The sequence below is a fragment of the Methylorubrum rhodinum genome, from assembly GCF_014199935.1.
Classification (GTDB): Bacteria; Pseudomonadota; Alphaproteobacteria; order Rhizobiales; family Beijerinckiaceae; genus Methylobacterium; species Methylobacterium rhodinum.
In genome coordinates this window covers 23,950-49,662 of record NZ_JACHOP010000003.1, presented here as the reverse complement: position 1 = coordinate 49,662, position 25,713 = coordinate 23,950, and the positions used below count along the sequence as shown (strand labels likewise).

Sequence of the window (25,713 nt, the reverse complement as noted above, 5' to 3'; positions counted from 1 at the left end):
ACGCAGCGCACATCGAGGCGTGACGGTGATGGTGCGGGGAGGGCGCCTCGGCAAGATGCAAGCCGGGCTTTATCGGACGAACTACGGCTCGACCCGCTCGAAGGTGAGGTAGCTCGGCAGCCGTCCGGCCGCGAGCGCCTTGGCCTCGTAGCGGGTCCCCGGCCAGCCGGGAAACGGCGTGCGCCAGTCGTCGGCGCCTCTCGCGGTCCAGCGCAAGCTTGGGCAGCGGGCGGCCCGCACCAGGGTCCAGCCGGCATAGTCGTCGATGTCGGAGGCGAAGCGGAAATGCCCGCCCGGCCGCAGCACGCGGGCGATCTCGGCGAGCGACCCATCGGAGACGAAGCGGCGCTTGCGCTGGCGGCGCTTCGGCCAGGGGTCGGGGTAGAGCAGGTAGACCCGCGCCAGGCAGGCATCGGGCAGCGCGGCGAGCAGCGCGGTCGCGTCCTCGTCCCAGACGCGGACGTTGCGAAGCCCGCCGTCGTCCACCGCGCGCAACAGCTTGACCACGCCGTTGACGAAGGGCTCGCAGCCGATGATGCCGGCTCGGCGGTGCGCCGCGGCCTGGGCGGCGAGGTGCTCGCCGCCGCCGAAGCCGATCTCGAGCCAGACCTCGTCCACCGGCACCGGAAACAGGGCAGGGGGATCGAGAGAGGCGCCGCGCTCGGGCAGCGCGACACGGAGTTGCGGAAGCAGCGCTTCGAGGCGCTGCTCCTGGCCCGGCCGCAGCCGCTTGCCCTTGCGGCGCCCGTAGAAGGCGCGCTCGTCGCTCCCGCCCGCCTCGGGAGGGATGGTCTCATCCCTCCCCATGGCGGTTCAGGATCAGAAGGCCGACTTCAGCTTGTCGGCCAGATCGGTCTTCTCCCAGGAGAAGCCGCCGTCGGCATCGGGCTCGCGGCCGAAATGGCCGTAGGCCGCGGTGCGGGCGTAGATCGGCTTGTTGAGCTGGAGCGCCGTGCGGATGCCGCGGGGCGACAGGTCGAGGGCGTCCATCAGGACCGCCTCGAGCTTGGCCTCGTCGACAGTGCCGGTGCCGTGCAGGTCGACGTAGATCGACAGGGGCTTGGCCACGCCGATGGCGTAGGAGAGCTGGATCGTGGCGCGGCGGGCGAGGCCGGCGGCGACGACGTTCTTGGCGAGGTAGCGGGCCGCGTAGGCCGCCGAGCGGTCGACCTTGGTCGGGTCCTTGCCCGAGAAGGCGCCGCCGCCGTGGGGCGCCGCGCCGCCGTAGGTGTCGACGATGATCTTGCGGCCGGTGAGGCCCGCGTCACCATCGGGGCCGCCGATCACGAACTTGCCGGTCGGGTTGACGTGCCACACCGTCTTGTCGGTGACCCAATCCTGCGGCAGGGCCGCGCGGATATAAGGCTCGACGATGGCGCGCACGTCGGCCGAGTCGAGGGACTCGTCGATATGCTGGGTCGAGAGCACGATCTGGGTCGCCTCGACCGGGCGGCCGTCGGCGTAGCGCACGGTCACCTGGCTCTTGGCGTCGGGGCCGAGCTTGGCGGCGTCACCCTGCTTGGCCTTGCGGGCGTCGGCGAGGTCCTTGAGGATCTTGTGGGCGTAGTAGATCGGGGCCGGCATCAGCGCCGGGGTCTCGTCCGATGCGTAGCCGAACATGATGCCCTGGTCGCCCGCGCCCTCGTCCTTGTTGCCGGAGGCGTCCACGCCCTGGGCGATGTCGGCGGACTGCGCGTGCAGGCGAATGTCGATCTGGTTGTTCTTCCAGTGGAAGCCGGACTGCTCGTAGCCGATGTCCTTCACGGCCTCGCGGGTCAGTTCCTCCAGATCCTTGAAGGTCACGGAATCGGGGCCGCGCACCTCGCCGGCGATCACGATGTAGTTCGTCGTGGTCAGCGTCTCGACACCGAGACGGGCCTCCGGCATCGCCGCGATGTAGGCGTCGACCACAGTGTCGGAGATCCGATCGCTCACCTTGTCGGGGTGACCTTCGGACACGGATTCGCTGGTGAACAGGAAGTCTGAACGCGGCATCGAATGCACCCCCAAGCGACGGGCGCGCAGCTCCGCGGCAGCGCTTGACCCGTTCATAAAGGAGTGCGGCTTGTCGCACCGCGAGTCAGGAGGGTCAAGCCGGAACGGCGGAAACGTCCGTTATATCGAACGGGCGCCGGTCCGTCAGCCCTTCAACTCGCGGCCGAACGCCTCGATCGCGGCGGAGATGTCCCGCCGCTGCTCCTCGCTGAAGCTCTCGGAGATCTGGCGGGCGAAAGCGCGGGCGAGGTTCGACCAGGGCTCGGCGACGAGCGGCGGCTGCGGCGTCTCGGCGAAGCCGCGCTCGACCGCCTCGTCCGGGTGCGGAATACCGTCGAGGAATTCGGAGATCGGCGTCCCGGTCATCCGGCTGAAGACGGCGAGATGGATCGCACTGATCCGGTTGACGCCCTTCTCGTATTTCTGGAGCTGCGCCGCCGACATCCCGAAGCTGTCGGCAACGGCACGCTGGGTCAGGCGCGATCGCTTGCGCTGCTCGGCGATGCGCTGCCCCAGGAGAACGTCGCGCTCGTCGGTCTTCTGGCCTGCCATCTGGTTCCGCGCGACTCCGACTTCGCAGTCTGGTTCGACCGAATCGTTCCAGGGCGCAAGCCTCGGGGATCGAGGCGAGTGCGACGACCCACAGAGAATCTCATTTGTTATAAAATATCAACAGGTCCGAGCCCGGATCACGGGATGATCGGAGCGGCCCGAGCGACCGCCCGCGTTGCGGCTTCCCGGCCGGGATCGAGCGTCCGGCTCGGTGCGAGCTTCCGGCTCGGCGGACGGGACTTCGACGGATGTGACTTCGACGGAGAGCGGCTGCTCGTCCCGCGCCGACGGCTCGTAGCCGCACCAGACGCAGGTGCCGAGGGCGGCCATCCGCTCGCCGTTGCGTTGCGAGCAGAGGGGGCAGACCAGAAGGGTGAGCCGGTCGCGCGAGCGCAGGGCGAGGCCGCGTCCGAGGAAGGTGACGGGGCGGGGTTTCGTCGTCGCGCTGGTCGTGTCGTCGCCCATACCGGTCCCTGCCGGCAACGGCGCCGGATCGGCGGACCAACGGCCGAGCCTCGCGCGGGTTGCACGGCGGACGCGAACGGGGTGGACGATGGCGTCCCCGGGAGGAATCGAACCTCCGACCCCAGGTTTAGGAAACCTGTGCTCTGTCCGGCTGAGCTACGGAGACGTTGAGCACGACACCTAGCATCGATGCGGAGCAGCGCCAACCCGACGCCGCCGCTCCGTGTTCGGACTGCGCTCAGACCGCCCGCTCGACCATCATCTTCTTGATCTCGGCGATGGCTTTCGCCGGGTTCAAGTTCTTCGGGCAGGTGTTGGCGCAGTTCATGATCGTGTGGCAGCGATAGAGCCGGAACGGGTCGTGCAGCGCGTCGAGGCGCTCGCCGGTGTTCTCGTCGCGGGAATCGATCAGCCAGCGATAGGCCTGGAGCAGGGCCGCCGGCCCCAGGAACTTGTCGCCGTTCCACCAGTAGCTCGGACAGCTCGTGGTGCAGCAGGCGCACAGGATGCACTCGTAGAGGCCGTCGAGCCGGGCGCGGTCCTCCGGGGTCTGCTTCCACTCCTTCTCGGGCGACGGCGTCTCGGTCTGGAGCCAGGGCTCGATCGCGGCGTGCTGGGCGTAGAAGTTGGTCAGGTCCGGCACGAGATCCTTTAGCACCGGCATGTGCGGCAGCGGATAGATGCGCACCGCGCCGTCCTTGTCCTTGCGGGTCAGGAACGGGAGGGCGTTGTCGGGGGTGCGGCACTCGTCGATGCCCATGGTGCAGGCGAGCGCGTTCTGCCCCTCGATGTTCATGGCGCAGGAACCGCAGATGCCCTCGCGGCAGGAGCGGCGGAAGACGAGCGTCGGATCGACCTTGTTCTTGATCCACAGGAGCGCGTCGAGCACCATCGGCCCGCAATCGTCGCGGTCGACCCGGTAGGTGTCGATGCGCGGGTTCTTTCCGTCGTCGGGGTTCCAGCGATAGATGCGGAACACCTGCAGGTTCCTGGCGCCCTCGGGGGCGGGCCAGGACTTGCCTTCGGTCACCTGGGAGTTCTTGGGGAGATTGAACTGGGCCATGGCCGGCTTTCGCTTGCGAAACGTCAGGAGAGGGTGCGGTGGCCGACGGTGAGCGCTCGCGGCGGCGGCTTCCGCCGCCGCTCGAACACCACCATGCTGTCGTGGAAGGCGATGCCCTGCGTCGCGTCGGCAAATCCGGGATCGCGCGGGAACGGGTCGGGATCGAGCACGTAGCGGGCGTGGAGCCGGTCGAGCAGACGCTTGGCGTATTCCATGAAGGCGCCGGGCGCGCGCAGGCCGCCGCCGAGGTCCGGCCAGTAGGAGGCATGGACGTCCTCGACGAAGTAGACCCCGTCGGGGGCCATCAGCGGGTACAGGGTTTCGAAGCTCGCGATCTGATCGGGGCTGATGTGGCCCGCATCGTCGATCACGACGTCGATGCCGCCCATCGCCTCGGCGATGCGCCGCAGGAGCCCGGCATCGGACTGGCTGCCGATATGGACGGTGATGCCGGGCTCGTCGATCTGCGTGCAGGCCTCGTTGATGTCGAGACCGTGGATCACCGCATCCGGCCCGAAATAGCGCCGCCACATCTGCAGGGACCCGCCCTGGAAGATGCCGAGCTCGAGGATGCGGACCGGCTTGCCGCGATAGCGCGACAGATGGCGGTCGTAGACCTCGAGATAGTGGTGCCACTTGGTGGCGAGCCGGTCCTCCTGCGCGAAGAACGCGGCCTCAGCCGGGTTGGTCGCGCGCGCGAGCTCGACCGCCGGATCGATCCAGGCTCCATGGCGCTCCATGATCTCCTGCCAGGAGGAAGGCGGCTCCGCCGGGGCGCCGCTGCGGAGGAGGCCGGACCCGTCCGGCGCCCCCTTAGGCTGCTTCCGCTTGAACACGCGACACGGTCCTCATCTCAATACACCCGCGCCTTCGGCTCGATGTACTGGATCTCGTTCGACATCGTGTAGGTATGCACCGGGCGGTAATCGATGTTGGTCGCGTGCGCGTTCGGATCGAGCCACGCGAGCGTGTGCTTCATCCACTCCTTGTCGTCGCGCTCGGAAAAGTCCTCGCGGGCGTGGGCACCACGGCTTTCCTTGCGGTTGGCCGCCGAGTCCATGGTGACCACCGCCTGACCGATCAGGTTGTCGAATTCCAGGGTTTCGAGAAGGTCGGTGTTCCACACGAGCGAGCGGTCGGAGACCTTCACGTCGGCAATGCCGCGCCAGACGTCGTGGATCAGGTTCTGGCCCTCTTCCAGCACCTCGCCGGTGCGGAAAACCGCGCAGTTGTTCTGCATGGTCCGCTGCATCCGGTCGCGCAGTTCCGCGGTGGGGGTGCCGCCGTCGGCGGTGCGGAAGCGGTCGAGGCGCGAGAGCGCCTTCTCGGCCGAATCCCGCGGCAGCTCCGGCTGGCGGGCGTCGGGCTCGACGATGTCGGCGCAGCGCAGGCCCGCGGCACGGCCGAACACCACGAGGTCGATCAGCGAGTTGGAGCCCAGGCGGTTGGCGCCGTGGACCGAGACGCAGGCCGCCTCGCCGAGCGCCATCAGGCCGGGGACCACGGTGTCGGGGTCGCCGTTCTTCAAGGTCAGCACCTCGCCGTGATAGTTCGTCGGGATGCCGCCCATGTTGTAGTGGACCGTCGGCAGGACCGGGATCGGCTCCTTGGTCACGTCCACGCCCGCGAAGATTTTTGCCGATTCTGAGATGCCGGGTAGGCGCTCGTGCAGGATCTTCGGGTCGAGGTGGTCGAGGTGCAGGAAGATGTGGTCCTTGTTCTTGCCGACGCCGCGGCCGTCGCGGATTTCCATGGTCATGGAGCGCGAGACCACGTCGCGCGAGGCGAGGTCTTTTGCCGACGGCGCATAGCGCTCCATGAAGCGCTCACCCTCGGAGTTGGTGAGGTAGCCGCCTTCGCCGCGCGCGCCTTCGGTGATGAGGCAGCCGGCGCCGTAGATGCCGGTCGGGTGGAACTGCACGAACTCCATGTCCTGCAGCGGCAGGCCGGCGCGCAGCACCATGGCGTTGCCGTCGCCGGTGCAGGTGTGCGCCGAGGTCGCCGAGAAATAGGCGCGGCCGTAGCCGCCGGTGGCCAGGATCGTCTGCTGGGCGCGGAAGCGATGGATCTCGCCGGTCGCCTGATCGATGGCGATGACGCCGCGGCAGCGCCCGTCCTCGTCCATGATCAGGTCGAGGGCGAAGTACTCGATGAAGAACTGGGTCTTGTTCTTCACCGCCTGCCCGTAGAGGGTGTGGAGCATGGCATGCCCCGTGCGGTCGGCCGCGGCGCAGGTGCGCTGCGCGGTGCCCTTGCCGTAATCGGTGGTCATGCCGCCGAAGGGCCGCTGGTAGATCTTGCCCTCTTCCGTGCGGGAGAACGGGACGCCCCAGTGCTCCAGCTCGTAGACCGCGGCGGGGGCGTTGCGGACGAGGTACTCGATCGCGTCCTGATCGCCGAGCCAGTCCGAGCCCTTCACGGTGTCGTACATGTGCCAGCGCCAGTCGTCCGGGCCCATGTTGCCGAGCGAGGCCGAGATGCCGCCCTGCGCTGCCACCGTGTGCGAGCGGGTCGGAAACACCTTGGTGATGCAGGCGGTGCGCAAGCCAGCCTGCGAGCAGCCGACGGTGGCACGCAGACCCGCGCCGCCCGCGCCGACGATCACCACGTCGAAGGTGTGGTCGGTGATGGCATAGGCCGGGGCGCCGCTGCCGTTCGATCCGTTGGAGGCCATGGGGTCAGTCCTCGAAGCTGAAGGAAGCGATCTAAAGCCCGCCCAGGCCCACGCGGATGATCGCGTAGAGGCAGGCGGCGGCGACCGCGACGGCGTAGAAGGTGTTGGCGACGAGCGCCGCGTATTTCAGGCCGTGGCCGTGCACGTAGTCCTCGATCACGGTCTGCATGCCGAGCCGCATGTGCAGGGTCACCGAGACGACGGCGAGGATCAGGATGATCGCCACGAGCGGGTGCGCGACGAGCGCCACCGCCTCGGGGTAGGTCCGGCCGGCCATCTTGGCGATGATCACCACGAAGGCGAGCATCAGGAGCGCGTTGGCAGCCCCCGTGAGGCGCTGGAGCCAGAAATGGTCGGCGCCGTGGCCGGAGGCGCCGAGCCCCTTCACCCGAGCGCGGGGGGTGCGCATGGAGAGCGCGGGATTCTGGCGGTTGTCGACCTGGGACATGGCGGCGGCTCTCAGCGCAGGACGAGGGCAAGCGCCCAGATGACGATCGTGAGGACGATCGAGCCGATCAGCGTCGCGCGGGCGAGCCCGAGGCGCCGGTCGCGGTCGAAGCCGTAGCCGAAGTCCCAGACGAAGTGGCGCAGGCCGCCCAGCATGTGGTGCATCAGCACCCAGGTGTAGCCGAACAGGATCGTACGCCCGATCCACGAGCCGAAGAACCACGCCACCGTGTCGTAGGCTTTGGGGCCCGACGCCAAAGCCACGAGCCAGATCGCGACGAGGGCAGTGCCGCCGTAGAGCGCGGTGCCGGTGATGCGGTGGAACACCGACATCGCCATGGTCCAGGTCCAGCGGTAGATCTGGAGATGGGGCGAGAGCGGCTGGGCGACCGTCGGTCTCACGGTTGGGGCCATCGCGGTCAGTGTCCTCGCGTCCGGTGCGGAATCGGAGATTGGATTTTTTCGAATGAAGGGTTAGGGCGCCGGGCTTTGCCGGGCAATGCCCCATGCTGCGCCGCAGCATGAAGCGAAATGACGAAACGGTCGATCTGTCTCACGCTCACGCCAACCTCCCGGCCAGGCGAAACCAGAGATAGGCCAGGGGCACCGCGACGATCAGGGAGGCGAGGCCGCTCACGGCTGTCAGCTTCGTCGCATCCTTCAACGTGAGGCCGGCGAGATCCATCGCCATGACGATCGGCGGCGCCTGATAGGGCAGGAACAGGGTCGAGTAGCCGACCACCTGCACCATCAGCACGCTCATCAGGTCGAGGCCGGAACCGGCGGAGAACTCTCCCGCCAAAGCCGTGTAGAGCGCGGGCGCGCCGTTGGCGGTGCCGGCGAACAGGAAGCCGATCGACAGCCCGACGAGGGTGGCGAAATTCTTCGCATGCGCGCCCGGCTCCAGGGGCGCGACGGCGAGCAATGCGTGGCCGATCCTGGCGCCGAGGCCGGTCTCGTTGACGACGGCCGTGAGCCCGAACAGGGCGGCGATATAGAAACAGGTCCGCAGCGGGATGTCCGAGAAACTCGCCGCCGACACGACGCCGACGCCCGGCAGCAGGCAGATCACCGCCGCCGCGAGCCCGATCCAGGCCGGGGCGATCCCGTGCCAGCCGTCGGTGAGCCAGAGCCCCAGCATGATCGCGAGGATGACCGACAGCCGCCGCTCTTCCGCAGACAGCGGCGGCAGCGGGGGGAGGGTGGGACGCGCCCCGTCGAGCCGGTCGGGGAAGATCAGCACGGTGCAGGCGACGAGGATCGCGCCCTTGACGAAGCCCAGCACCGGCGCGTGCAGGAACAGGTAGGGCAGGTAGGAGAGATGCACGCCGTAGAGCGTCTCGGCGGTACCGGCCATGACGAGGTTCGGCACGTTGGCCGGCAGGATCGCCGCCGACAGCATCGGCGTGGCGATGCCGAACGCCAGGATCGCTCCCGTCCGGCCGGGCCGCCCGGCCCTGAGGCCGAAGGCGTCGCAGAGCGCGATCAGCACCGGCACCATCACGGCGATGCGCCCGAGATTGGACGGCATCACGAAGGCCAGCGCGAAGGAGAAGGCGACGAGGCCGGCCACGAACCCGGGATAGGAGGCGGGCAGCCGGGCCGCGAGCATCCGGGCGAGCCGGTCGCCCAGCCCGGTGCGGTTCATGGCGAGCCCGACCACCATGCCGCCGGTCACCAGCCAGAAGGCGGACGACGCGAAGCCGGAAAACACCGTCTGGGCCGGGGCGAGCTTCAGCAGCATCGCGACGGCGAAGAACAGCAGCGCGGTCACGACCTCGGCCACCAGCCCGGTCGCCCACAGGCCCATGCACAGCACGAGGAGAGCGCCGGTCGCCGCGACCGTGCCCTGCGCTCCCATGATCTGTGCCGCGGCGCCCATGGGCGGGGTTCAAACGCGAATTTGAATTGTTCGCAATTCGGCTTTCGTGGTGGGAGGCTTCGCCGACGGCGAAGGCTGGTGGGGAAGGCGCCCTCTCGTATAGAGCAGGGCCGATGGAGTCGCTGCTCGAACGGCGAACGCGGAGGGTTCAGGATGGCCGCAAACGGCGCTGCGCGTTCCCCTCTCCCCTCCGCGGGAGAGGGTGGCCCCCGAAGGGGGTCGGGTGAGGGGCTGGCTCCGCACTTTCCGGAAGCGTCGCTCCCCTCTCCCGCCTGCTTCGCAGGCACCCTCCCCCGCAGAGGGGGGAGGGGTTTTTTCCGATGATGCGCTTCGACCTCGTCGATCTGAACCTGTTCCGCCACGTGGTCGAGGCCGGCTCGATCACCCATGGGGCCGAGCGGGCGAATCTCGCGCTCGCCGCCGCCTCGACCCGCATCCGGGCGATGGAGGACTCGCTCGGCGCAGCCCTTCTGGTCCGCGGGCGCCAGGGCGTGAGCCCGACCCAGGCCGGACGCACCCTACTGGCCCATGCCCGCGAGCTGCTGGCCCAGATCGAGCGGATGCAGGGCGACCTGTCCGTCTTCGCCGGCGGGGCGGTGGGCCAGATCCGAGTGCTCTCGAACACCAACGCGCTCACCGAATTCCTGCCCGAGGCGCTCTCGGCCTATCTCGCGCTCCATACCGGCGTCAGCGTCGATATCGAGGAGCGAACGTCCGACGAGATCGTCGGCATGGTGGCCGACGGGGCGGCCGATCTCGGCATCGTCGCCGGCACCGTCGATACCGGCCGGCTCCAGACCTTCCCGTTCCGGCACGACCGCTTCGTGGCGGTCGTCGCGCCCGGCCATCCGCTCGCGGCTCGAGAGACCCTCGACTTCGCCGAGGTGCTGGAGCACGACCTCGTCGGCCTCGATCGGCCGAGCGCGCTCACCCGCTTCCTCGCCGACAAGGCCGCCCGGATCGGCCGGCCGATGCGGCTGCGGGTGCAGTTGCGCAGCTTCGATGCGGTGTGCCGCTTGGTGGAATGCGGGGTGGGCCTCGGCATCGTGCCGGAGACGACGGCGCGGCGGGCGCGGCGCGTCATGGACATCGCGATCGTGCCGCTGCGCGATCCCTGGGCCGCCCGCGACCTGATGCTGTGCCTGCGCGACCTCGAGGCGCTTCCGCCCTTCGCGCAGGAATTCGTGGCGCATCTGCAGGCCGCCACGGAGTGAGCGCCCCTCGCGCGACGGCCGCCGGGCCCGACGGCGGGCGGCGGCGCTTCCACGCTCGGGCGGCCTGTGCCACCCTCGCCCCGATTCGGGCGGACCGCACGTCGCAGCAGATCTCCGCTCGTTCGGCTGGGAGGAGCGCATGTTCAAACGGATCGCCGCCGAGGCCATGGGCCTGAGCGACATCGGCGTCATCGTGCCGCCCTCCGACTACGCCAGGGTCGATGCCGACGATTACCTGTTTCACGAGGACGGCGAGAAGATCTACTTCCTGATCAAGTCCAAGAAGGACGAATACTGCTTCACCAACCTCGCGTTGATCCACGTGGACGGCGACTCGGCCGTCTCGTCCAAGCGCTCGATCAGGCGCTACGAGTTCGCGCATTACGGCGTGAACGCCGTTTCGATCGAGACGGCCGGCACCGTCGACCGGGACATCGAGCTCAAGTTCCAGATCGGCTCGGCCTCCTTCAGCATCGACGTGCGCAAGGATTTCATCGAGGCGCTGAAGGACGTCTACAAGGCGCTGATCGCGATCAGCCATCAGCAGATGCGGGATCAGGTCGCCCGCAACAACGTCCAGCCCTGCCTGTCCGCCGTGGCCTCGGCCTTCAAGATCGGGGCCGCCGCGGACGAGGACGCTCTCTCTCGCCAGTTCCAGGCGCTGCTGGCCGCGACCAACGCGGCGTCGAGCAACACGCGGGACTTCGGCAGCTTCTTCGAGCGCTACATCCGCGCCTGACGATGGCCACCGGTCGGCGGCGGGCGCCCGAGCCCGTCAGCCGCCCAGGACGGTGTCGACCAGCAGCTTGACGTTCAGCACCACGATCACGCCCGCGATCCCCCAGGCCAGCGCCGCCAGCCAGCGCGGAATGACAAAAGAACCCATCAGCCCGCGATCGGAGACGAAGCGCACCAGCGGGATCACCGCGAAGGGCAACTGCATCGACAGCACGACCTGACTCAGCACGAGGAGCTTGGCCGTCCCCTGATCGCCGTAGAGCGCGGTGACGATCACCACCGGCACGATGGCGATGCCCCGCGTCACGAGGCGGCGCGCCCAGTCGGGCAGGCGCAACCGCAAGAAGCCTTCCATGACGATCTGGCCGGCGAGCGTCGCGGTCACCGTCGAGTTGAGGCCGGACGCCAGCAGGGCCACGGCGAACAGCGTCGAGGCGAGGCCGACGCCGAGCAGCGGCGAGAGCAGTTCGTGCGCCTGCTCGATCTCCTCGACATCGGTGCGCCCGCCCGCGTGGAACACGGCGGCGGCCAGGATCAGGATCGCGGCGTTGACGAAGAGCGCCAGCATCAGGGCGATGGTCGAATCGGTCACCGCGAAGCGCAGGGCCTCGCGCCGGCCGGTCTCGGTGCGCGGGTAGGCCCGGGTCTGCACGATGGACGAGTGGAGGTAGAGGTTGTGGGGCATCACGGTGGCGCCGATGATGCCGATGGCGATGTAGAGCGCGGCCGGGTTGGTCACGATCTCGCGGGACGGCACGAAGCCGCCGAGCACCGCCTGGACCGGGGGCGCGGCCAGCACGATCTGGATCGCGAAGCAGACGAAGATGATGACGAGAAGCCCGATCACGAAGGCTTCGAGCGCGCGAAACCCCCGGCGCAGCAGCAGCAGCACCACGAACACGTCGAGCGCGGTGATGACGGCGCCGAGCGTCAGCGGGATGCCGAACAGGAGCTTGAGGGCGATCGCCGTGCCGATCACCTCGGCGAGGTCGCAGGCGATGATCGCCGCCTCGCAGATCAGCCACAGCGCGAAGCCCACGGGCCGCGGGTAGCGCGCGCGGCAGGCCTGGGCGAGGTCGAGGCCGGTGGCGATGCCCAGCCGCGCGGCGAGCGCCTGCAGCACGATCGCCATCAGGTTCGAGAGCAGGATGACGGCGAGCAGGGTGTAGCCGAACTGAGCGCCGCCCGCGATGTCGGTGGCCCAGTTGCCGGGGTCCATGTAGCCGACCGAGACCATGTAGCCGGGGCCGAGGAAGGCGACGAGGCGGCGCAGCCACGAGCCGCCGGCCAGCACCGGCACACTGCCGTTGAGCGCGCCGAGGCTCGGGCCTGCGTCACGGGCCTCGGAAGCGGGCGGGGAAACACGATCCATGACGGTGTCCATTCGCATCGGCGGCCGAACCCTATCCCAAGGCCTCTCCCTCCGCCCGGCCCGCACCCGGCCGCGCCTCCGGCGAGCGGGGGAGGGCGGCGTGAGGTGGCGAGCCGGAGAGGCGAACCCGGCCGGGAGCGCCGGGTTCGTTTATAGCATCAGCTATAAAGCTGCGCCGGTGCTTTCATCAAGGGGTGCCGATCCCTCGACCGCGGGATTCCCGCTTCGCCCCGGCTTGCGCTAGAGAGGAACTCCGCGATGCGGCCCTCGTGCCGCAGCCGAACCAGCCCCTGCCGAGGAGAGCGCCGTCCATCATGCAGGAATCGCCGCGCGAGTCCGCCGAGCCCGATGACGGGACGCCGCTCGTCGATCCGGAGGTCCATGTCGAGAGCTTCCGGCAGGCGCGGGAGGCGCGTCGGCTGGAACTCGTGGAGGATTACGTCGAGCTGATCGCCGACCTGATCGGCGACGGCGGCGAGGCGCGGCAGGTCGACATCGCCGCCCGCCTCGGCGTCGCCCAGCCGACGGTGGCCAAGATGCTCAAGCGGCTGGCCGAGGAAGGGCTCGTGCAGCAGCGGCCCTATCGCGGCGTGTTCCTCACGGCGGCGGGTCAGGCGCTGGCCGAGCAGTCGCGGGAGCGCCACCGCATCGTCGAGCGCTTCCTCTGCGCCCTCGGCGTCAGCGCCGAGACGGCGCGGCGCGACGCGGAGGGCATCGAGCACCATGTCAGCGCCGAGACCCTGGAGGCGTTCCGCCGCTTCGCCGACGCGCGCCTGGGGTCCTGAGGGATAACGGATGGAACTGAACCAGCAACTCGCCGCGCTCGCCGCCGTCAGCGCCCGGCACGACGCGGCGGTGACCAACCTCGCCGAGAGCGTGGCCGATCTCGGCGCCAAGCAGGTGGCCCACCAGATGGCGGTCGGGTTCCTGGCCAGCGTGCTGCGCTCGATCGATTCCGACCATTACGACGAGCGGCTGGAGGGCTACCTTGCCATGCTGCGCGACGCCCTGTTCCGCGACGATCCCGACGCGGCGCTCGCCAACACCGTGCTGGAGACACTGGAGCGCTCCCTGCGCCCGGCGCAAGAGCCGGACGACGCGTGAGGGCGCGGCCCGATCGATCGGGATCGGCCTCCAGGCGTCGGGACGGCGCGGTCTCGCTTGGATCGCGCGCGACGCCATGGCACAATGGGGTATGGCCGAGCGGACCACCCACCCCTATTCCATCGACGTCAGGCGGTGCTGGCGCGTGCCGGACCGCTTCGTCTGCTCGATCCTCGAGAAGGGCACGCCGCGGCGCCACAGCCCGCAGAGCTACGCCACCTTCGACGAGGCCCGCCAGGCCGCCCAGGAACGCCTGCGCCAACTCGTGTTCGAGTGGCAGTTGATGGGGCGGGAGCCACGATAGGCCGGCTCAGCCGGAACTCGATCCATCGCTCTGTGACCCTTCGCTGATCGTGTATTCGGTGTCCGAACCGGCCTCGGTTCGGATCTCCTCGCCGTCGATCCAGGCGAACAGCAAGGCGAAGGCGGCGTGCGCCACGATCAGGACGACCGTGGCGATCATCCAGGGCAGGCTGACCGGCTCCCTGACGCCGAGCAGGAACACCGCGAGCCCCTGCACCGTGATCAGGCACAGGACGTCGATGCCCAGCAGATAGTGGACGAGCAGGCAGAGCGGGCGCTCCGTGACGGCGTCGCCGCCGGTCCAGATCGAGACCCACATGGTCCGACGTCCCTCGGCTGACCGATCGGCCACCGCCAACCGAGGCCGGAGCGAGCCTCAGCCGCGCTCGCCGTCGGTAGTTTGGGCGTATTGGACGAGCGCCGCCATCTGTGCGGGCGCGCGAAAAACCCGGCCGTCCTCCGTCTCCACGTAGACGTCCGAGGCGCCCATGCTGGCGAAGGTCATGGCCCGCTCCGCCGCCCGGACGCCGACGGCGTGGGGCTCGGCGGAGGACGACCCCGCGGGGCCGGTCCAGTGTACGGTGTAGCGCATGGATGAGATCTCCTCCCGTATTCATCATACGCCAGAGAGGACACGCGCGCGAGGGCGGGCCGGAACGGACCGGCGCCGCTGTCTCCATTGATGTTCGCAGCGCTTACGGGAGAAGACGAGGCCGCTTGCGGTGGCGCTTGCAGTGCCTGCGGATTCGGACCGAGGCGAACCGCCGATTTTATTGCCGAGATCGCGTCCGGGACTTGATTCCCTGCGGGCGGTATGCGCTCCATCGTTTGTTAAGAAACAATGAACCATCCTCGGGGGAGATGGCCGTGTCGTTCGTGGTCTGTGGGGTCGCCTGTTTCGGCGTTCTGTGCGTGGCGTTCCTGATCCACGAGATCAGGAACGCGCCCTACGAGGATTGCATCGACGCCGAGGCGATTCTAGCCGAGATCGACCGGCAGCGGCTGGAACTGTAATCGAGCCGCTGATCAGTACACGTCGGCCTGATAGCGGCCCGCCTTCTTGAGCGCGGCGAGGTAGGCCACCGCCTCGTCGGGATTCTTGCCACCGTGGCTCGCGGCGACGTCGATGATCGCGCGCTCCACGTCCTTGGCCATGCGCTTGGCATCGCCGCAGACGTAGAAGTGGGCGCCGCCCTCCAGCCACTTCCACAGCTCGGCGCCGTTCTCGCGCATCCGGTCCTGCACGTAGGTCTTTTCCGCACCGTCGCGCGACCACGCGAGCGACAGGCGGGTCAGAACCTTGTCCTCCTTCAGGCCGTTCAGCTCGTCCCGGTAGAAGAAGTCCGAGGCCTGCCGCTGGTGGCCGTAGAACAGCCAGTTGCGGCCGGGCGCCTGCGTGGCGGCACGCTCGCGCAGGAAGGCGCGGAACGGGGCGATGCCGGTGCCCGGCCCGCACATGATGACGTCCTTGGAAAGATCCTCCGGCAGGGCGAAGCCGTGCGCCTTCTGCAGGTAGATTTTGACTTTGGTCTGCTCCGGCATGCGCTCGCCGAGATGGGTCGAGGCGACGCCGAGGCGAAGGCGGGAGCGGTGGTTGTAGCGCACCGCATCGACCGTGAGCGAGACGCGGCCCACATCCATCTTCGGCGAGGACGAGATCGAGTAGAGCCGCGGCTGCAACTCGTCGAGGGCTTCGAGGAAGACTTCCGCGTCGGGGCGCGCGCCGGGGAACTTGTGGAGCGCGCCGAGCACGTCGAGATGGGCGGCGTCGCCGTCCGGGTCCTCGCCCGCGGCGAGCGCCTGCGCTTTCTTCCGCTGCTCGCCCGCGGTGAGGAGCGAGAGGAGCTGGTAGAGGTTGTCGGGCGCAGCGCCCAGCGCGTACTCGGTCATCAGGCGGTCGCGCAGGGTCTTGCCGCCGATCTTGCGTTCGGGGCGGGCGCCGAGTTCGGCGATCACCGCATCGACGAGCGCCGGGGCGTTGGCCGGAAAAAGCCCGAGGGAATCGCCGACCTCGTAGGTGATCGGCGTGTCCTTCAGATCGATCTCGATGTGCCACGTCTCCTTCTCGCCGCCCGGCGCATTGAGCCGGGTGCGCGACAGGAAGGTCGCCTCGACCGGGTTCTCGCGGCAGAAGCCCAGCGGCCCGAGTTCCGGCTCTTTCTTCGGCGCATCCCCCGCATCCGCCTTCGGAGCCGCGGCGCCGCCCGAGGCGCCGAACTCCTCGTCCAGCCGCTTGAGCATGCGCATCGTCTCTTTGCCGCCGGGCTGGCAAAGGTTCAGGCGCTCCTCGCTCTTGAGGAAGATGGCGTTGGCGTAGTCGGCGCAGTTGTAGCCGCACTGGCCGCAATCCTGCTGGGCCATGGCCGCCATCAGCTTCTGCGGCTCGGGCCTGTCCTTGGCCAGATCCATCCGATCGCCGATCGGCATCGACGGGTCGTGCCAGGGCGCGTCGTCGTTGTCGGCGAGTTTCGGACCGGTCGAGGGCCCCTCGCCGGGCGCCAGCGCGGTGGCACCTTCCACCGCCGGGCCGAGGAGTGCGGCGAAATAGCCCGACAGCCAGGAGCGCTGGTCGGGGCTGAAGGGGGCGTTTTCCGGGATCAGGACGAGCGGGGGCGTGACGTGCTGGGTCATGGGCAGACCTGAGAAGCGAGACGGACCGTGATTCCCTCCCCCCTGCGGGGAGGGGTGGGGGTCGGGCAGGAGGCACCGGGTCGCTCAATCCTGAACCACCCCCACCTCCGGCTCCTCCCCGCAAGGGGGAGGAGAGACTACGCCGCGGCCTTCAGGACCGGCTGTTCCTGCGCCGCGTCGCGCAGGGCCTCGGGGCCCTTGCGCGCCGTAAACGACTGGAAGCTCTCGTCCTTGTTCTCGCGCAAGGCGAGGTAGGTCTTGAGCAGGGCCTCGACGCGGGCCGGCGCGTCCTCGGCCTTCACGGCCTTCCAGATCTCGGTGCCGATCTTCGGGTTCTCGGCGAAACCGCCGCCGACGACGATGTCGTAGCCCTCGACGGTGTCGCCCTCTTCCGAGACCACGACCTTGGCGCCGATCAGGCCGATATCGCCGATGTAGTGCTGGGCGCACGAGTGATGGCAGCCGGTGAGGTGGACGTTCACCGGCACGTCGAGGCCGGGCACCGCCTGTTCCACATGGTCGGCGATGATCAGCGCGTGGCCCTTGGTGTCGGAGGCCGCGAACTTGCAGCCGCGGGCGCCGGTGCAGGCGACGAGCCCGGAGCGGATGCCCGCGGCCTCGACCGTGAGGCCGAGCGCCTTCACCCGCGCCTCGACCTCGGCGACCTTGGCGTCCGGCACGCCGGAGAAGATGAAGTTCTGCCAGACGGTGAGGCGGATCTGGCCATCGCCGCACTCGACGGAGATTTTTGCGAGTTCGCGCATCTGGTCGGTGGTCATCTTGCCGACCGGCAGGACGACGCCGACCCAGTTGAGGCCGGGCTGCACCTGCCGGTGCACGCCGACATGAGCGAACCGGTCGGTGGGCTTCCTCGGCGCGACATGCTCCGGCGCGACCCGGTCGAGCTTGCGCCCCAGCTTTTCCTCGACGGCAGCGAGGTACTTGTCGAAGCCCCAGGCGTCGAGGACGTATTTCATCCGGCTCTTGTTGCGGTTGGTCCGGTCGCCGTTCTCGATGAAGACGCGGATGATCGCGTCCGCCACCTTGTTGCAATCCTCGGGCTTCAGGACGATGCCGGTGTCGCGGGCGAGATCCTTGTGGCCGGAGATGCCGCCCAGCACGAGGCGCATCCACACGCCGGCCGGCACCGCGGCGCCCTCCAACACCTCGATCGCCTGGAAGCCGATGTCGTTGGTCTCCTCGAGCACCGGCATCACGCCGCCGCCGTCGAAGGCGACGTTGAACTTGCGCGGCAGGCCGTAGAGCGAGCGGTCGTTGATGATCCAGTTGTGCCAGGACTTGGCCAAGGGCCGCGTGTCCAGCAGCTCCTGCGCGTCGATGCCGGCGGTGGGCGAGCCGGTGACGTTGCGGATGTTGTCCGCACCCGAGCCGCGGGCGGTCAGACCGAGATCGGTCAGCCCGTCGAGGAAGGCCTGGCCGTGCTCGGGCGAAATCTCGCGCACCTGAAGGTTGGCGCGGGTGGTGACGTGGCTGTAGGGGCCGCCATGGGCGTCGGCCAGATCGGCGATGCCGGAAAACTGCCAGTGATGCAGGATGCCGTTGGGGATGCGCAGGCGGCACATGTAGGAGGTCTGGGTCGGCGCGACCCAGAACAGGCCGTGATAGCGCCAGCGGAAATTGTCCTCGGGCTTCGGCGCCTTGCCGGTCGCGGCCTCCGCGATCAGGCGGTTGTGGCCCTCGAACGGGTTCTCGGCCCGCTTCCACTTCTCCTGATCGCAGAGCTTGCCGCCCGCCTTCACGGTGGCCTCCTGCGCCTTGATGTGGATCGCGTCCGGGCCGGTCGGCTCGGTGACGCCGCCCGCGGGGGCTTGTCCGATCGCGAGCCCGCCGGTCATCCGGGCGGCGGCGATCCCCGAGGCGAAGCCTTCGAGATAGCGCTTCTGCTCGGCGTTGAAGTCGTCTGCCATCGCTGCCTCACTCACGCTGCGAGGGATGTGGGGGCCGGGCCGAACATCAGGTCGTCCCGGTCGTTCGGATCGAGCGGCGTGCGGTCGCGGATCAGCGCCTTGCAGCGCGCCTGCTCGGAGATGTCGCCGACGAAGACCGCGCCCAACAGGCACCCGTCGGCGATGATCAGCTTGCGGTAGAGCCCGGCGGACGCGTCGTGCATCACCACCGCCTCGGCGCCTTCCGGCGTGTCGACCACGCCGGCCGAAAACACCGGCAGGCCCGACACCTTCAGGCTCGTGGCAAGGGACGTGCCGGGATAGGTGGCCTGCTCGCCGACGAGGTGTCGCGCCAGCACCTCGGCCTGCTCGTAGGCCGGCTCGACGAGGCCGTAGACGAACCCGCGATGCTCGGCGCATTCGCCGAGGGCGAAGACGGCCGGGTCCGAGGTGGTCATCCGGTCGTCGACCGTGATGCCGCGCCCGCAGGCCAGCCCGCAGGATTGCGCCAGCGCCGTCGAGGCGCGGATGCCGACGGACATCACCACGAGGTCGGCGGGGATCACGCTGCCGTCCTTCATGCGGAGGCGCTCGACCTTGCCCTCGCCCTCGATCGCCGCGGTGTTGGCGGACAGCATCACCTTGACGCCGCGGGCCTCCATCGCGGCCCGCACGAGGCGGGCGGCGGTATGATCGAGCTGGCGCTCCATCACCCGGTCCATCACGTGGACGAGGGTCGTATCCACACCGAGCCGGGCGAGCCCGACCGCGGCCTCCAACCCGAGCAACCCGCCGCCGATGACGACGGCCTTGGCATGCTCCACCGCGGCCTTGCGGATCGCCGCCACGTCGGCGAAATCGCGGAAGGTGAGCACGCCGGGCAGGTCGATGCCCGGCAGCGGCAGGCGGATCGGCAGCGAGCCCACCGCCAGCACCAGCCGGTCGTAGGGCAGCACATGCGCCGAGCCGACGATCGCCAGCCGGTTGGCCCGGTCGATCTCGGTGACCGGCGCGCCGGTGACGAGGCGGATGCCGTGCTCCTCGTACCAGGGGAGGGGGCGGAAGCCGCAGGCGGCCTCGTCCACCTCGCCGCCGAGCAGCGAGGACAGCAGCACCCGGTTGTAGGCTGCCACCGGCTCGGCGCCGACCACGCTCACGTCGAACCGGCCCGGCGCGCGCTCGGTCAGCCGCTCGAGGAAGCGGAGCGAGGCCATGCCGTTGCCGACGACGACGAGCCTTTCCTTCGGTTTTCGGGTTTCTGTCGGCATCGCGATGCTTTTCTTGGGATGTCCTACCCTGGCCCTCATCCTGAGGTGCCGGAGCGAAGCGGAGGGCTTTGAGAGAGCCCTCCGGTCTGCTTGCGATCCCTGGAGCCCGCCTTCGAGGCCCGCTCGCGCGGGCACCTCAGGATGAGGGGGAGGGTGGGATCGGGGTTAGGCCGCCATGGCCGGCTTGGCGTGGCGGGCGTAGAGGAACTCCAGCACGGCGGCGCGGGCGTGGACGTAGGTGGCGTCCTCCACCAGATCGAGCCGGCGGCGGGGACGGGCCAGCGGCACGGGCAGGATCTCGCCGATGGTGGCCGAGGGCCCGTTCGTCATCATCACGATGCGGTCGGAGAGCAGCACCGCCTCGTCCACGTCGTGGGTGATCATGATGACGGTGTTCCTGAGGCGGATCTGGATCTCCATGAGCTGGTCCTGGAGATGGGCGCGGGTCAGGGCGTCGAGCGCGCCGAACGGCTCGTCCATCAAGAGCACGGTCGGCTCCATGGCGAGCGCGCGGGCGATGCCGACGCGCTGCTTCATGCCCCCCGAAATTTCCGCCGGGCGCTTGTCGGCGGCGTGCATCATGTTCACCAGCGCGAGGTTGTGCTCGATCCACTCAGTGCGCTCGGCGCGGGTCTTCTTGCCCTTCGCGACCTTGTCGACGGCGAGCGCCACGTTCTCGCGCACCGTCAGCCAGGGCAGGAGCGAGTGGTTCTGGAACACCACCGCGCGGTCGGGACCGGGCGCGTTCACTTCACGTCCGTCGAGCAGCACGCCGCCGGTCGAGGCCTTGAGCAGGCCGGCGACGATGTTGAGCACCGTCGACTTGCCGCAGCCGGAATGCCCGATGATCGAGACGAACTCGCCCTTGGCGATGTCGAGGTTCACGTCGCGCAGCACTTCCGACGTCTTGCCGCCGCGGCGGAACGAGATGCCGACCTGGGAGAGGGAGAGATGGGCCATGGGTTCGCTCCTCAGGCTGCGCTGGTGCCGCGGGTGACGAGCACGCCGAGCCCCGCGACCACACGGTCGAGGACGAAGCCGATGAGCCCGACATAGACGAGGGCGACGATGATCTCGCTGATATGCGACGAGTTCCACGCGTCCCAGATGAAGAAGCCGATGCCGACGCCGCCGATCAGCATCTCGGCCGCGACGATGGCGAGCCAGGACAGGCCGACGCCGATGCGCAGACCGGTGAAGATGTACGGCGCGGCCGAGGGCAGCATGATCTTGTAGAAGAACTCGATCGGATTGAGCCGGATGACCGCCGAGACGTTGCGATAATCCTGCGGGATGTTGCGGATGCCGACCGCGGTGTTGATGATGATCGGCCAGATCGAGGTGATGAAGATCACGAAGATCGCCGAGGGCTGGCCGTCGCGGAAGGCGGCGAGCGAGAGCGGGAGCCAGGCGAGCGGCGGGATCGTGCGCAGCACCTGGAAGATCGGGTCGAGGCCGCGCATCGCCCATTCGGACTGGCCCACCAGCGTGCCGAGCAGCACGCCCGCGATGACGGCCAACGAGAAGCCGAGCGCCACGCGCTGGAGGCTCGCCGTGATGTGCCAGAACAGGCCCTTGTCGGTGCCGCCGTTGTCGAAGAACGGATCGGCGATGATGTCCCAGGCGTCCGTCACCACGCGCGAGGGCGGCGGCAGGCCGGCGGTGGGGGAGGAGCACAACACCTCCCACAGGAGCAGGAATCCCGCCAGCACGACGACCGGAGGGACAATGCGGGCGGCGATCCCGCGCAGGCCCGCCTTGGTGATCAGGGGACCGCGCGCCTTGACCGCGAGGCGGTCACGCACGGCCGTTCCGAGGGTTGCACCGAGAGCCATCACGCGACCTTCTTGATGCCGAGGCTGTTGAGGTAGGCGGCGGGGTCCGCCGGATCGAAGACCTTGCCGTCGAAGAAGGTCTCGACGCCCCGCGAGGTCGAGGCCGGGCCCGAGACGCCGAGCGCCTTGGCGGCCTCGCGCCAGAGGTCCTCGCGGTTGACCTTGGCGATCAGCGCCTTCGTATCGGTCTGGGCGTCGAACTTGCCCCAGCGGATGTCCTCGGTGAGGAACCAGAGGTCGTGGGACTGGTAGGGGTACGAGGCGTGATCGTCCCAGTACTTCATCATGACGGGGCTGTTCTCGACGACGCGGCCGGTGCCGTAATCGAACTTGCCCTTCATCCGGTCGATCACGTCGGCGACCGGTACGTTGATCCACTGGCGCTTGGCGACGATTGTCGCGAGTTCCTCGCGGTTCTCCGGCTTCTCGCACCAGGCCTGCGCCTCCATCACGGCCATCAGCAGGGCTTTGGCCGCGTTGGGATACTTGTCGACGAAGGCCGCGCGCATCGCGAAGGACTTTTCCGGGTGGTCCTTCCACAATTCGCCGGTGGTGAGCGCGGTGTAGCCGATGCCCTGGTTGATGAGCTGCGCGTTCCACGGCTCGCAGACGCAGAAGCAGTCCATCGTGCCGACCTTCATGTTCGCCACCATCTGGGCGGGCGGCACCACGATGGTCTCGATGTCCTTGTCGGGATCGATGCCGCCGGCGGCGAGCCAGTAGCGGATCCAGAGGTCGTGGGTGCCGCCGGGGAAGGTCATGGCGGCCTTGATCGCCTTGCCCGACGCCTTCTTGGCCTCCAGGGCCGTCTTGAACGGCTTGGTGTCGAGGCCGATCTTCTTGTCGAGATATTCCTTGGCGACCGAGATGCACTGCCCGTTCAGGTTCAGCCGGGCCATGATGTACATCGGCACCGGGACGTTGTTCTGCGTCACCCGGCCGGCCGAGATCAGGTAGGGCATCGGCGTGAGGATGTGGGCGCCGTCGATGCCGTTGCCCTCCGAGCCCAGCACGAGGTTGTCGCGGGTCGTGCCCCAGGAGGCCTGCTTGAGCACCTCCGTGTCGGGCATCCCGTACTTCGCGAACAGGCCCTTTTCCTTGGCGACGAACAGCGGGCCGGCATCGGTGAGCGCGATGAAGCCGAGCTTGGCTCCCTTCACCTCCGGCCCGGCGCCTTGCGCGAACGCCCCGCCCGGCAGCGCGGCGCGGGCCGCGCCGGCCAGCGCCAGCGCGGCGGCGGCGCCCTTGAGGATGCCGCGGCGGGTCGTGTTGCCGTGATCGATGCTCATCCGCTTCCTCGTCCCCAGCGCACCCTGAGAGCGCATGAAAAAAGCCGCCGTCCGGGATCGCCTGCGCGATCGAATCGCCGCGTGCGAGTGGTCCGGATCAGCGGCTCTGCTGACTGTCGGGCGCGTCGTCGTTGACGGGCCCATGCGGTGGCAGTTGCAGGGACCGTGCCAAGTGGAGTGGGAAGGTCGATGGCGGCGGCTGCCGCGTGAGTTCAGCGCGCCGAAGACGGCCGGCCCCCTCTCCCCACACGCGGAGAGAGGAAGAGCGCGGGCGGCAGTCGCCGGTCCTGAAATATCGCGGCAGCGCCAATGCCTCGTTTGCAGGCACTGAGGTTGCGCTGCACAAAATGCGGGCGATCTGGGTTCCGATGCACACGGACCGGACATCCTGCTCCGAAAGGCCGCGGCTTCTCCGCCGAGCGTCAACAGCGACGGACGCTGCGCTCAGCCCCCCGTTGCCTCGTCGAACATGTCCGGCCGGTAGAGCGCCGCCGCCCGCTCGGCCAAGTCGTCGCCCTGCGCCTGCCCGCAGGCCGCCATCTGCGCCGCGAACCACCGCGCATGATCCGGGTCCGGCCGATAGACCGCCGCGTCGAGGCGCAGATAGGCCGGCGCACTCCGCGTCGCGCCCGCGGCGTCGAGGATCAGGTCGCCGCCCAGCGTCCGGGCGAGGAGCGCTCGGTCGGGGCCGAGGCCGGCCTCTTCGCCCAGCAGGGCGGCGAGCGCCGGGCGGTTCTCGGGCTGCGCGCACCACAGGCCGGCGCGGTGGACCGCGCGGATCAGGGCGGGCGCGAAACCCGCCCCCGTTGCCGGCAGGGCCAGCACCTTCTCCGGGCAGTCGGGGGCGATGTCGCAGCCCAGCGCCGCGATGCGCCCCAAACCGGCGGCAACCGCGACGGCGTTCCAGGGCGCGCCGACGCAGAAGCCGTCGATCAGGCCGCGGCGCAGCGCATCCACCGTATCGGGCGGCGGCACCACGACGAGGCGCACGTGCCGATCGAGATCGAGTCCGCCCGCTCGCGCGAACAGGCGCAACTGGTAGGAATGCGACGAGAACGGATGGACCGTGCCGAGCGTCAGCGGCCGGCCTTCCGCGGCGCGGGCCTGCGCCACCGTGGCGAAGGCGGCGGCCACCTCGGGCAGGGCGTCGCTCTTCGGCGCCATCTCGGCCCAGAGCGCGTTCGAGACGGTGAGGGCGTTGCCGTTGAGGTTGAGCGCCATCGGCACGCAGAGATCGGCCAACGGCCCCGACAGCCCGAGCGCGCTGGCGATGGCCAGCGGCCCGAGCATGTGGGCGGCGTCGAGATGGCCGAGCGCGAGCCGGTCGCGGAGCGTCGCCCAGGACGGCTCGCGCGACAGCGCGAGGTCGAGCCCCTCGTCGCGGGCAAAGCCCAGGGCCGCGGCGGCGATCACCGGGGCGGCGTCCGCGAGCGGGACGTATCCGAGGGTGAGCCTCATCCGAGCAGGTCCGCGGCGGTGACGATCGCGCGGGCGATGTCGACGATCTTGCGCTTCTCGTTCATGGCCTGGCGCCGCAACAGCTTGTAGGCCTCGTCCTCGCTGAGGGACTTGCGCGCCATCAGGATGCCCTTGGCCCGCTCGATCAGCTTGCGGTCGGCCAGTTCCGAGCGCGCCTCCTCCAGTTCCCGCTGGAGTCTCGCGAAGGCGTTGAAGCGCAGGATGGCGATGTCGAGGATCGAGCGGATACGGTCGGCGCGCAGGCCGTCCACCACGTAGGCCGAGATGCCGGCATCGACCGCGGCCTGCATCATGGTCTGGTCGGAGCGGTCCACGAACATCGCCACCGGCCGCTCGGCCTGCCGCGACAGGCCGGACATCTGCTCCAGCACGTCCCGGCTCGGGCTCTCCAAGTGGACCACGATCACGTCGGGCTTGAGCGCGGCGACGCGGGCCTGGAGGCCCGGCCCGTCGGGGATGACCGCGACGTGCTCGACGCCCGAGGCGCGCAGACCCTCTTCGAGGATCGCCGCGCGGGCGGGGCTCGGGTCGATCACGGCGACGGTGAGGCTGGTCTCGGTCATCGAGGCCCGGGTTCCGAGGGGTCCGGTGGTCGGCGAGGCAAGCGATATGCCCGCTCTCCGCGAAATCGGCGCGACTCCGTAACAAATCCGAAAAGCGTCGGCCCCGCTTCCGCCGCAAACCGGGCAGAACACTCGAAGACCACGCGACGTCATCGGGAGGGCTCATGCGCACCGTCGATCCGCTCCGTCAACCGGAGGGAACCGCGACGCATCGCTCGGTGGTGCCGCCCTTCCTGCCGACGCTCGGCCTCGCCCTCGTGGCCGGCCTGCTCTCCCTCGTCTGCCGCGAGCCCGCCGAGGCGCCCAAGGTCGCGCCGGAGCGCCCGCCGGTGATGTCGCTGGCGCCGGGCCTCTCGACCTTCGATCCGGGCCGCGCCCTTCTCACCGCCGAACTCGATCCGGTGCCCGCGAGCGAGGCCTTCGCCCGCCTGACGCCGCTGGTAACGGGCAGCATCGAGCCCGCAAGCCGCCCGGCGCGCTTCGCCAACACCAGCCGGGCCGAGCGCCGCAAGGCGCCGCCGAGCCGGATCGCGGTTGGCCATCCCCCCGCCGGCCAGCCGCCGGCCGCGACGCAGACGGCGGCCAAGCCGGTTCCGTCACCGTTCGCGGAAGTCGAGGCCGAGAACGACCGCTTCCTGCCGCGGGGTGCGCTGCCGTTTGCCGACACGGCCGACGCCGTGGTCGACGCCGCCCGCGGCCTCGGCACCCGGGTGACGACCCTCGGCAGCTCGGTCAGTACGCTGGTCACGTCCTTGCGCTGAACCGTTGCATTGAATCCTCGCACTGCACCCTTGCGCTGACCGCAGCCCGGCCCGGCGAACGGGCCGGTATCTCGCATTTGCCGGCTGTGCCGCCTTGCGAAGCGCGGCCGTCGCGCCACTTCGCCGGGTCAGCGCACCCGAAGCGAGACCCGCGGCCCGCATCCCCCCGTG

The 25,713-nt window shown here is 69.3% G+C and carries 28 protein-coding genes and 1 tRNA gene; 7 read left to right on the top strand and 22 right to left on the bottom strand.

Translation table 11 applies throughout. From position 1 onward, the window contains the following. Positions 1–81: 81 nt before the first annotated feature. The 11 genes from trmB to HNR00_RS04610 all read right to left on the bottom strand — a co-directional run bounded on the left by trmB (position 82) and on the right by HNR00_RS04610 (position 9,078). On the bottom strand, positions 82–807 hold the full coding sequence (gene trmB / locus HNR00_RS04660; RefSeq protein WP_183565657.1) for a tRNA (guanine(46)-N(7))-methyltransferase TrmB: 726 nt from the start codon (positions 805–807) through the stop codon (positions 82–84). Between the two features lie 12 nt (positions 808–819). Next, a complete protein-coding gene (gene metK / locus HNR00_RS04655; protein ID WP_183565654.1) occupies positions 820–1,995 on the bottom strand; it encodes a methionine adenosyltransferase in 1,176 nt (391 codons plus the stop codon). A 144-nt stretch (positions 1,996–2,139) separates the two neighbouring features. After that, positions 2,140–2,547: a helix-turn-helix domain-containing protein gene (locus HNR00_RS04650; RefSeq protein WP_183565651.1), complete on the bottom strand. Its 408-nt coding sequence runs from the start codon at positions 2,545–2,547 to the stop codon at positions 2,140–2,142. Between the two features lie 117 nt (positions 2,548–2,664). Further along, on the bottom strand, positions 2,665–3,012 hold the full coding sequence (locus HNR00_RS25915; RefSeq protein ID WP_312885995.1) for a hypothetical protein: 348 nt from the start codon (positions 3,010–3,012) through the stop codon (positions 2,665–2,667). An 89-nt stretch (positions 3,013–3,101) separates the two neighbouring features. Then, positions 3,102–3,178, bottom strand: a tRNA-Arg gene (locus HNR00_RS04640). 72 nt (positions 3,179–3,250) lie between these two features. After that, on the bottom strand, positions 3,251–4,075 hold the full coding sequence (locus HNR00_RS04635; RefSeq protein ID WP_183565648.1) for a succinate dehydrogenase iron-sulfur subunit: 825 nt from the start codon (positions 4,073–4,075) through the stop codon (positions 3,251–3,253). Between the two features lie 23 nt (positions 4,076–4,098). Next, complete coding sequence (locus HNR00_RS04630; protein ID WP_246390295.1) at positions 4,099–4,815, bottom strand: O-methyltransferase; 717 nt, start codon at positions 4,813–4,815, stop codon at positions 4,099–4,101. Between the two features lie 113 nt (positions 4,816–4,928). Beyond that, positions 4,929–6,749 (bottom strand): succinate dehydrogenase flavoprotein subunit, encoded by a 1,821-nt coding sequence (gene sdhA, locus HNR00_RS04625; protein WP_183565640.1) that lies wholly within the window; start codon positions 6,747–6,749, stop codon positions 4,929–4,931. A 31-nt stretch (positions 6,750–6,780) separates the two neighbouring features. After that, complete coding sequence (gene sdhD, locus HNR00_RS04620; RefSeq protein ID WP_183565637.1) at positions 6,781–7,197, bottom strand: succinate dehydrogenase, hydrophobic membrane anchor protein; 417 nt, start codon at positions 7,195–7,197, stop codon at positions 6,781–6,783. Between the two features lie 11 nt (positions 7,198–7,208). After that, complete coding sequence (gene sdhC / locus HNR00_RS04615) at positions 7,209–7,610, bottom strand: succinate dehydrogenase, cytochrome b556 subunit (protein WP_183565635.1); 402 nt, start codon at positions 7,608–7,610, stop codon at positions 7,209–7,211. 145 nt (positions 7,611–7,755) lie between these two features. After that, positions 7,756–9,078, bottom strand: coding sequence for an SLC13 family permease (locus HNR00_RS04610; protein ID WP_183565632.1), 1,323 nt, complete (start codon positions 9,076–9,078; stop codon positions 7,756–7,758). Positions 9,079–9,398: 320 nt separating this feature from the next. Between HNR00_RS04610 and HNR00_RS04605 the strand changes: the two genes are divergently transcribed. Beyond that, positions 9,399–10,292, top strand: coding sequence for a LysR family transcriptional regulator (locus HNR00_RS04605; protein WP_183565629.1), 894 nt, complete (start codon positions 9,399–9,401; stop codon positions 10,290–10,292). Positions 10,293–10,431: 139 nt separating this feature from the next. After that, positions 10,432–11,031 (top strand): PH domain-containing protein, encoded by a 600-nt coding sequence (locus HNR00_RS04600; RefSeq protein ID WP_183565626.1) that lies wholly within the window; start codon positions 10,432–10,434, stop codon positions 11,029–11,031. 36 nt (positions 11,032–11,067) lie between these two features. Here the strand turns inward: HNR00_RS04600 and HNR00_RS04595 are convergent, their stop codons facing one another. Next, positions 11,068–12,402: an Nramp family divalent metal transporter gene (locus HNR00_RS04595; protein WP_183565623.1), complete on the bottom strand. Its 1,335-nt coding sequence runs from the start codon at positions 12,400–12,402 to the stop codon at positions 11,068–11,070. A 314-nt stretch (positions 12,403–12,716) separates the two neighbouring features. Here HNR00_RS04595 and mntR point away from each other — a divergent pair, with 314 nt between their 5' ends. The 3 genes from mntR to HNR00_RS04580 all read left to right on the top strand — a co-directional run bounded on the left by mntR (position 12,717) and on the right by HNR00_RS04580 (position 13,810). Then, positions 12,717–13,187 carry a manganese-binding transcriptional regulator MntR gene (gene mntR, locus HNR00_RS04590; RefSeq protein ID WP_183565620.1) on the top strand — a complete coding sequence of 157 codons (471 nt, stop codon included), beginning with the start codon at positions 12,717–12,719 and terminating at the stop codon, positions 13,185–13,187. Between the two features lie 10 nt (positions 13,188–13,197). Continuing rightward, complete coding sequence (locus tag HNR00_RS04585) at positions 13,198–13,506, top strand: hypothetical protein (RefSeq protein ID WP_183565617.1); 309 nt, start codon at positions 13,198–13,200, stop codon at positions 13,504–13,506. 91 nt (positions 13,507–13,597) lie between these two features. Next, entirely contained in the window at positions 13,598–13,810 is a 213-nt protein-coding gene (locus tag HNR00_RS04580) for a hypothetical protein (protein WP_183565615.1), read from the top strand. Between the two features lie 6 nt (positions 13,811–13,816). On the opposite strand, the gene HNR00_RS04575 is transcribed toward HNR00_RS04580, so the two are convergent. Both HNR00_RS04575 and HNR00_RS04570 read right to left on the bottom strand, forming a co-directional pair. Then, positions 13,817–14,128: a hypothetical protein gene (locus HNR00_RS04575; protein WP_183565612.1), complete on the bottom strand. Its 312-nt coding sequence runs from the start codon at positions 14,126–14,128 to the stop codon at positions 13,817–13,819. Between the two features lie 57 nt (positions 14,129–14,185). After that, the gene (locus HNR00_RS04570; protein WP_183565609.1) at positions 14,186–14,401 is read right to left on the bottom strand and encodes a hypothetical protein; all 216 of its coding nucleotides are present in this window, start codon (positions 14,399–14,401) and stop codon (positions 14,186–14,188) included. Positions 14,402–14,676: 275 nt separating this feature from the next. Here HNR00_RS04570 and HNR00_RS04565 point away from each other — a divergent pair, with 275 nt between their 5' ends. Further along, positions 14,677–14,823, top strand: coding sequence for a hypothetical protein (locus HNR00_RS04565; RefSeq protein WP_183565606.1), 147 nt, complete (start codon positions 14,677–14,679; stop codon positions 14,821–14,823). Positions 14,824–14,835: 12 nt separating this feature from the next. On the opposite strand, the gene HNR00_RS04560 is transcribed toward HNR00_RS04565, so the two are convergent. From HNR00_RS04560 to HNR00_RS04525, 8 genes are all read right to left on the bottom strand, one after another. Beyond that, on the bottom strand, positions 14,836–16,440 hold the full coding sequence (locus HNR00_RS04560; protein ID WP_183565603.1) for a sulfite reductase subunit alpha: 1,605 nt from the start codon (positions 16,438–16,440) through the stop codon (positions 14,836–14,838). 137 nt (positions 16,441–16,577) lie between these two features. Next, positions 16,578–18,368 carry a NirA family protein gene (locus HNR00_RS04555; RefSeq protein ID WP_183565599.1) on the bottom strand — a complete coding sequence of 597 codons (1,791 nt, stop codon included), beginning with the start codon at positions 18,366–18,368 and terminating at the stop codon, positions 16,578–16,580. 11 nt (positions 18,369–18,379) lie between these two features. Continuing rightward, positions 18,380–19,615, bottom strand: a complete 1,236-nt coding sequence (locus tag HNR00_RS04550) for an NAD(P)/FAD-dependent oxidoreductase (RefSeq protein WP_183565596.1) — start codon at positions 19,613–19,615, stop codon at positions 18,380–18,382. A gap of 165 nt (positions 19,616–19,780) precedes the next feature. After that, entirely contained in the window at positions 19,781–20,575 is a 795-nt protein-coding gene (locus HNR00_RS04545) for an ABC transporter ATP-binding protein (protein ID WP_183565593.1), read from the bottom strand. A gap of 11 nt (positions 20,576–20,586) precedes the next feature. Continuing rightward, positions 20,587–21,450 carry a nitrate ABC transporter permease gene (gene ntrB, locus HNR00_RS04540; RefSeq protein WP_183565590.1) on the bottom strand — a complete coding sequence of 288 codons (864 nt, stop codon included), beginning with the start codon at positions 21,448–21,450 and terminating at the stop codon, positions 20,587–20,589. Then, on the bottom strand, positions 21,450–22,739 hold the full coding sequence (locus HNR00_RS04535) for a CmpA/NrtA family ABC transporter substrate-binding protein (RefSeq protein ID WP_183565587.1): 1,290 nt from the start codon (positions 22,737–22,739) through the stop codon (positions 21,450–21,452). The genes ntrB and HNR00_RS04535 overlap by 1 nt, the downstream gene beginning before the upstream one ends. 444 nt (positions 22,740–23,183) lie before the next feature. Then, positions 23,184–24,197 (bottom strand): CmpA/NrtA family ABC transporter substrate-binding protein, encoded by a 1,014-nt coding sequence (locus HNR00_RS04530; protein WP_183565584.1) that lies wholly within the window; start codon positions 24,195–24,197, stop codon positions 23,184–23,186. After that, the gene (locus HNR00_RS04525; RefSeq protein WP_183565581.1) at positions 24,194–24,781 is read right to left on the bottom strand and encodes an ANTAR domain-containing response regulator; all 588 of its coding nucleotides are present in this window, start codon (positions 24,779–24,781) and stop codon (positions 24,194–24,196) included. Before HNR00_RS04525 ends, HNR00_RS04530 begins: the two co-directional genes overlap by 4 nt. Before the next feature lie 164 nt (positions 24,782–24,945). Here HNR00_RS04525 and HNR00_RS04520 point away from each other — a divergent pair, with 164 nt between their 5' ends. After that, the gene (locus HNR00_RS04520; protein WP_183565577.1) at positions 24,946–25,542 is read left to right on the top strand and encodes a hypothetical protein; all 597 of its coding nucleotides are present in this window, start codon (positions 24,946–24,948) and stop codon (positions 25,540–25,542) included. The last annotated feature ends 171 nt before the right edge of the window (positions 25,543–25,713 follow it).

Coding starts and splice junctions, on each gene's coding strand:
- sdhA (WP_183565640.1), bottom strand. CDS start 6,749: ATGGCCTCCAACGGATCGAACGGCAGCGGCGCCCCGGCCTATGCCATC.
- HNR00_RS04595 (WP_183565623.1), bottom strand. CDS start 12,402: ATGGATCGTGTTTCCCCGCCCGCTTCCGAGGCCCGTGACGCAGGCCCG.
- mntR (WP_183565620.1), top strand. CDS start 12,717: ATGCAGGAATCGCCGCGCGAGTCCGCCGAGCCCGATGACGGGACGCCG.
- sdhD (WP_183565637.1), bottom strand. CDS start 7,197: ATGTCCCAGGTCGACAACCGCCAGAATCCCGCGCTCTCCATGCGCACC.
- HNR00_RS04530 (WP_183565584.1), bottom strand. CDS start 24,197: ATGAGGCTCACCCTCGGATACGTCCCGCTCGCGGACGCCGCCCCGGTG.
- HNR00_RS04630 (WP_246390295.1), bottom strand. CDS start 4,815: ATGGAGCGCCATGGAGCCTGGATCGATCCGGCGGTCGAGCTCGCGCGC.
- HNR00_RS04575 (WP_183565612.1), bottom strand. CDS start 14,128: ATGTGGGTCTCGATCTGGACCGGCGGCGACGCCGTCACGGAGCGCCCG.
- HNR00_RS04605 (WP_183565629.1), top strand. CDS start 9,399: ATGATGCGCTTCGACCTCGTCGATCTGAACCTGTTCCGCCACGTGGTC.
- HNR00_RS04610 (WP_183565632.1), bottom strand. CDS start 9,078: ATGGGCGCCGCGGCACAGATCATGGGAGCGCAGGGCACGGTCGCGGCG.
- HNR00_RS04570 (WP_183565609.1), bottom strand. CDS start 14,401: ATGCGCTACACCGTACACTGGACCGGCCCCGCGGGGTCGTCCTCCGCC.
- HNR00_RS04560 (WP_183565603.1), bottom strand. CDS start 16,440: ATGACCCAGCACGTCACGCCCCCGCTCGTCCTGATCCCGGAAAACGCC.
- HNR00_RS04580 (WP_183565615.1), top strand. CDS start 13,598: ATGGCCGAGCGGACCACCCACCCCTATTCCATCGACGTCAGGCGGTGC.
- ntrB (WP_183565590.1), bottom strand. CDS start 21,450: ATGGCTCTCGGTGCAACCCTCGGAACGGCCGTGCGTGACCGCCTCGCG.
- HNR00_RS04520 (WP_183565577.1), top strand. CDS start 24,946: ATGCGCACCGTCGATCCGCTCCGTCAACCGGAGGGAACCGCGACGCAT.
- HNR00_RS04585 (WP_183565617.1), top strand. CDS start 13,198: ATGGAACTGAACCAGCAACTCGCCGCGCTCGCCGCCGTCAGCGCCCGG.
- HNR00_RS04545 (WP_183565593.1), bottom strand. CDS start 20,575: ATGGCCCATCTCTCCCTCTCCCAGGTCGGCATCTCGTTCCGCCGCGGC.
- metK (WP_183565654.1), bottom strand. CDS start 1,995: ATGCCGCGTTCAGACTTCCTGTTCACCAGCGAATCCGTGTCCGAAGGT.
- sdhC (WP_183565635.1), bottom strand. CDS start 7,610: ATGGCCCCAACCGTGAGACCGACGGTCGCCCAGCCGCTCTCGCCCCAT.
- HNR00_RS04635 (WP_183565648.1), bottom strand. CDS start 4,075: ATGGCCCAGTTCAATCTCCCCAAGAACTCCCAGGTGACCGAAGGCAAG.
- HNR00_RS04600 (WP_183565626.1), top strand. CDS start 10,432: ATGTTCAAACGGATCGCCGCCGAGGCCATGGGCCTGAGCGACATCGGC.
- HNR00_RS04550 (WP_183565596.1), bottom strand. CDS start 19,615: ATGCCGACAGAAACCCGAAAACCGAAGGAAAGGCTCGTCGTCGTCGGC.
- HNR00_RS25915 (WP_312885995.1), bottom strand. CDS start 3,012: ATGGGCGACGACACGACCAGCGCGACGACGAAACCCCGCCCCGTCACC.
- HNR00_RS04650 (WP_183565651.1), bottom strand. CDS start 2,547: ATGGCAGGCCAGAAGACCGACGAGCGCGACGTTCTCCTGGGGCAGCGC.
- HNR00_RS04555 (WP_183565599.1), bottom strand. CDS start 18,368: ATGGCAGACGACTTCAACGCCGAGCAGAAGCGCTATCTCGAAGGCTTC.
- HNR00_RS04535 (WP_183565587.1), bottom strand. CDS start 22,739: ATGAGCATCGATCACGGCAACACGACCCGCCGCGGCATCCTCAAGGGC.
- trmB (WP_183565657.1), bottom strand. CDS start 807: ATGGGGAGGGATGAGACCATCCCTCCCGAGGCGGGCGGGAGCGACGAG.
- HNR00_RS04525 (WP_183565581.1), bottom strand. CDS start 24,781: ATGACCGAGACCAGCCTCACCGTCGCCGTGATCGACCCGAGCCCCGCC.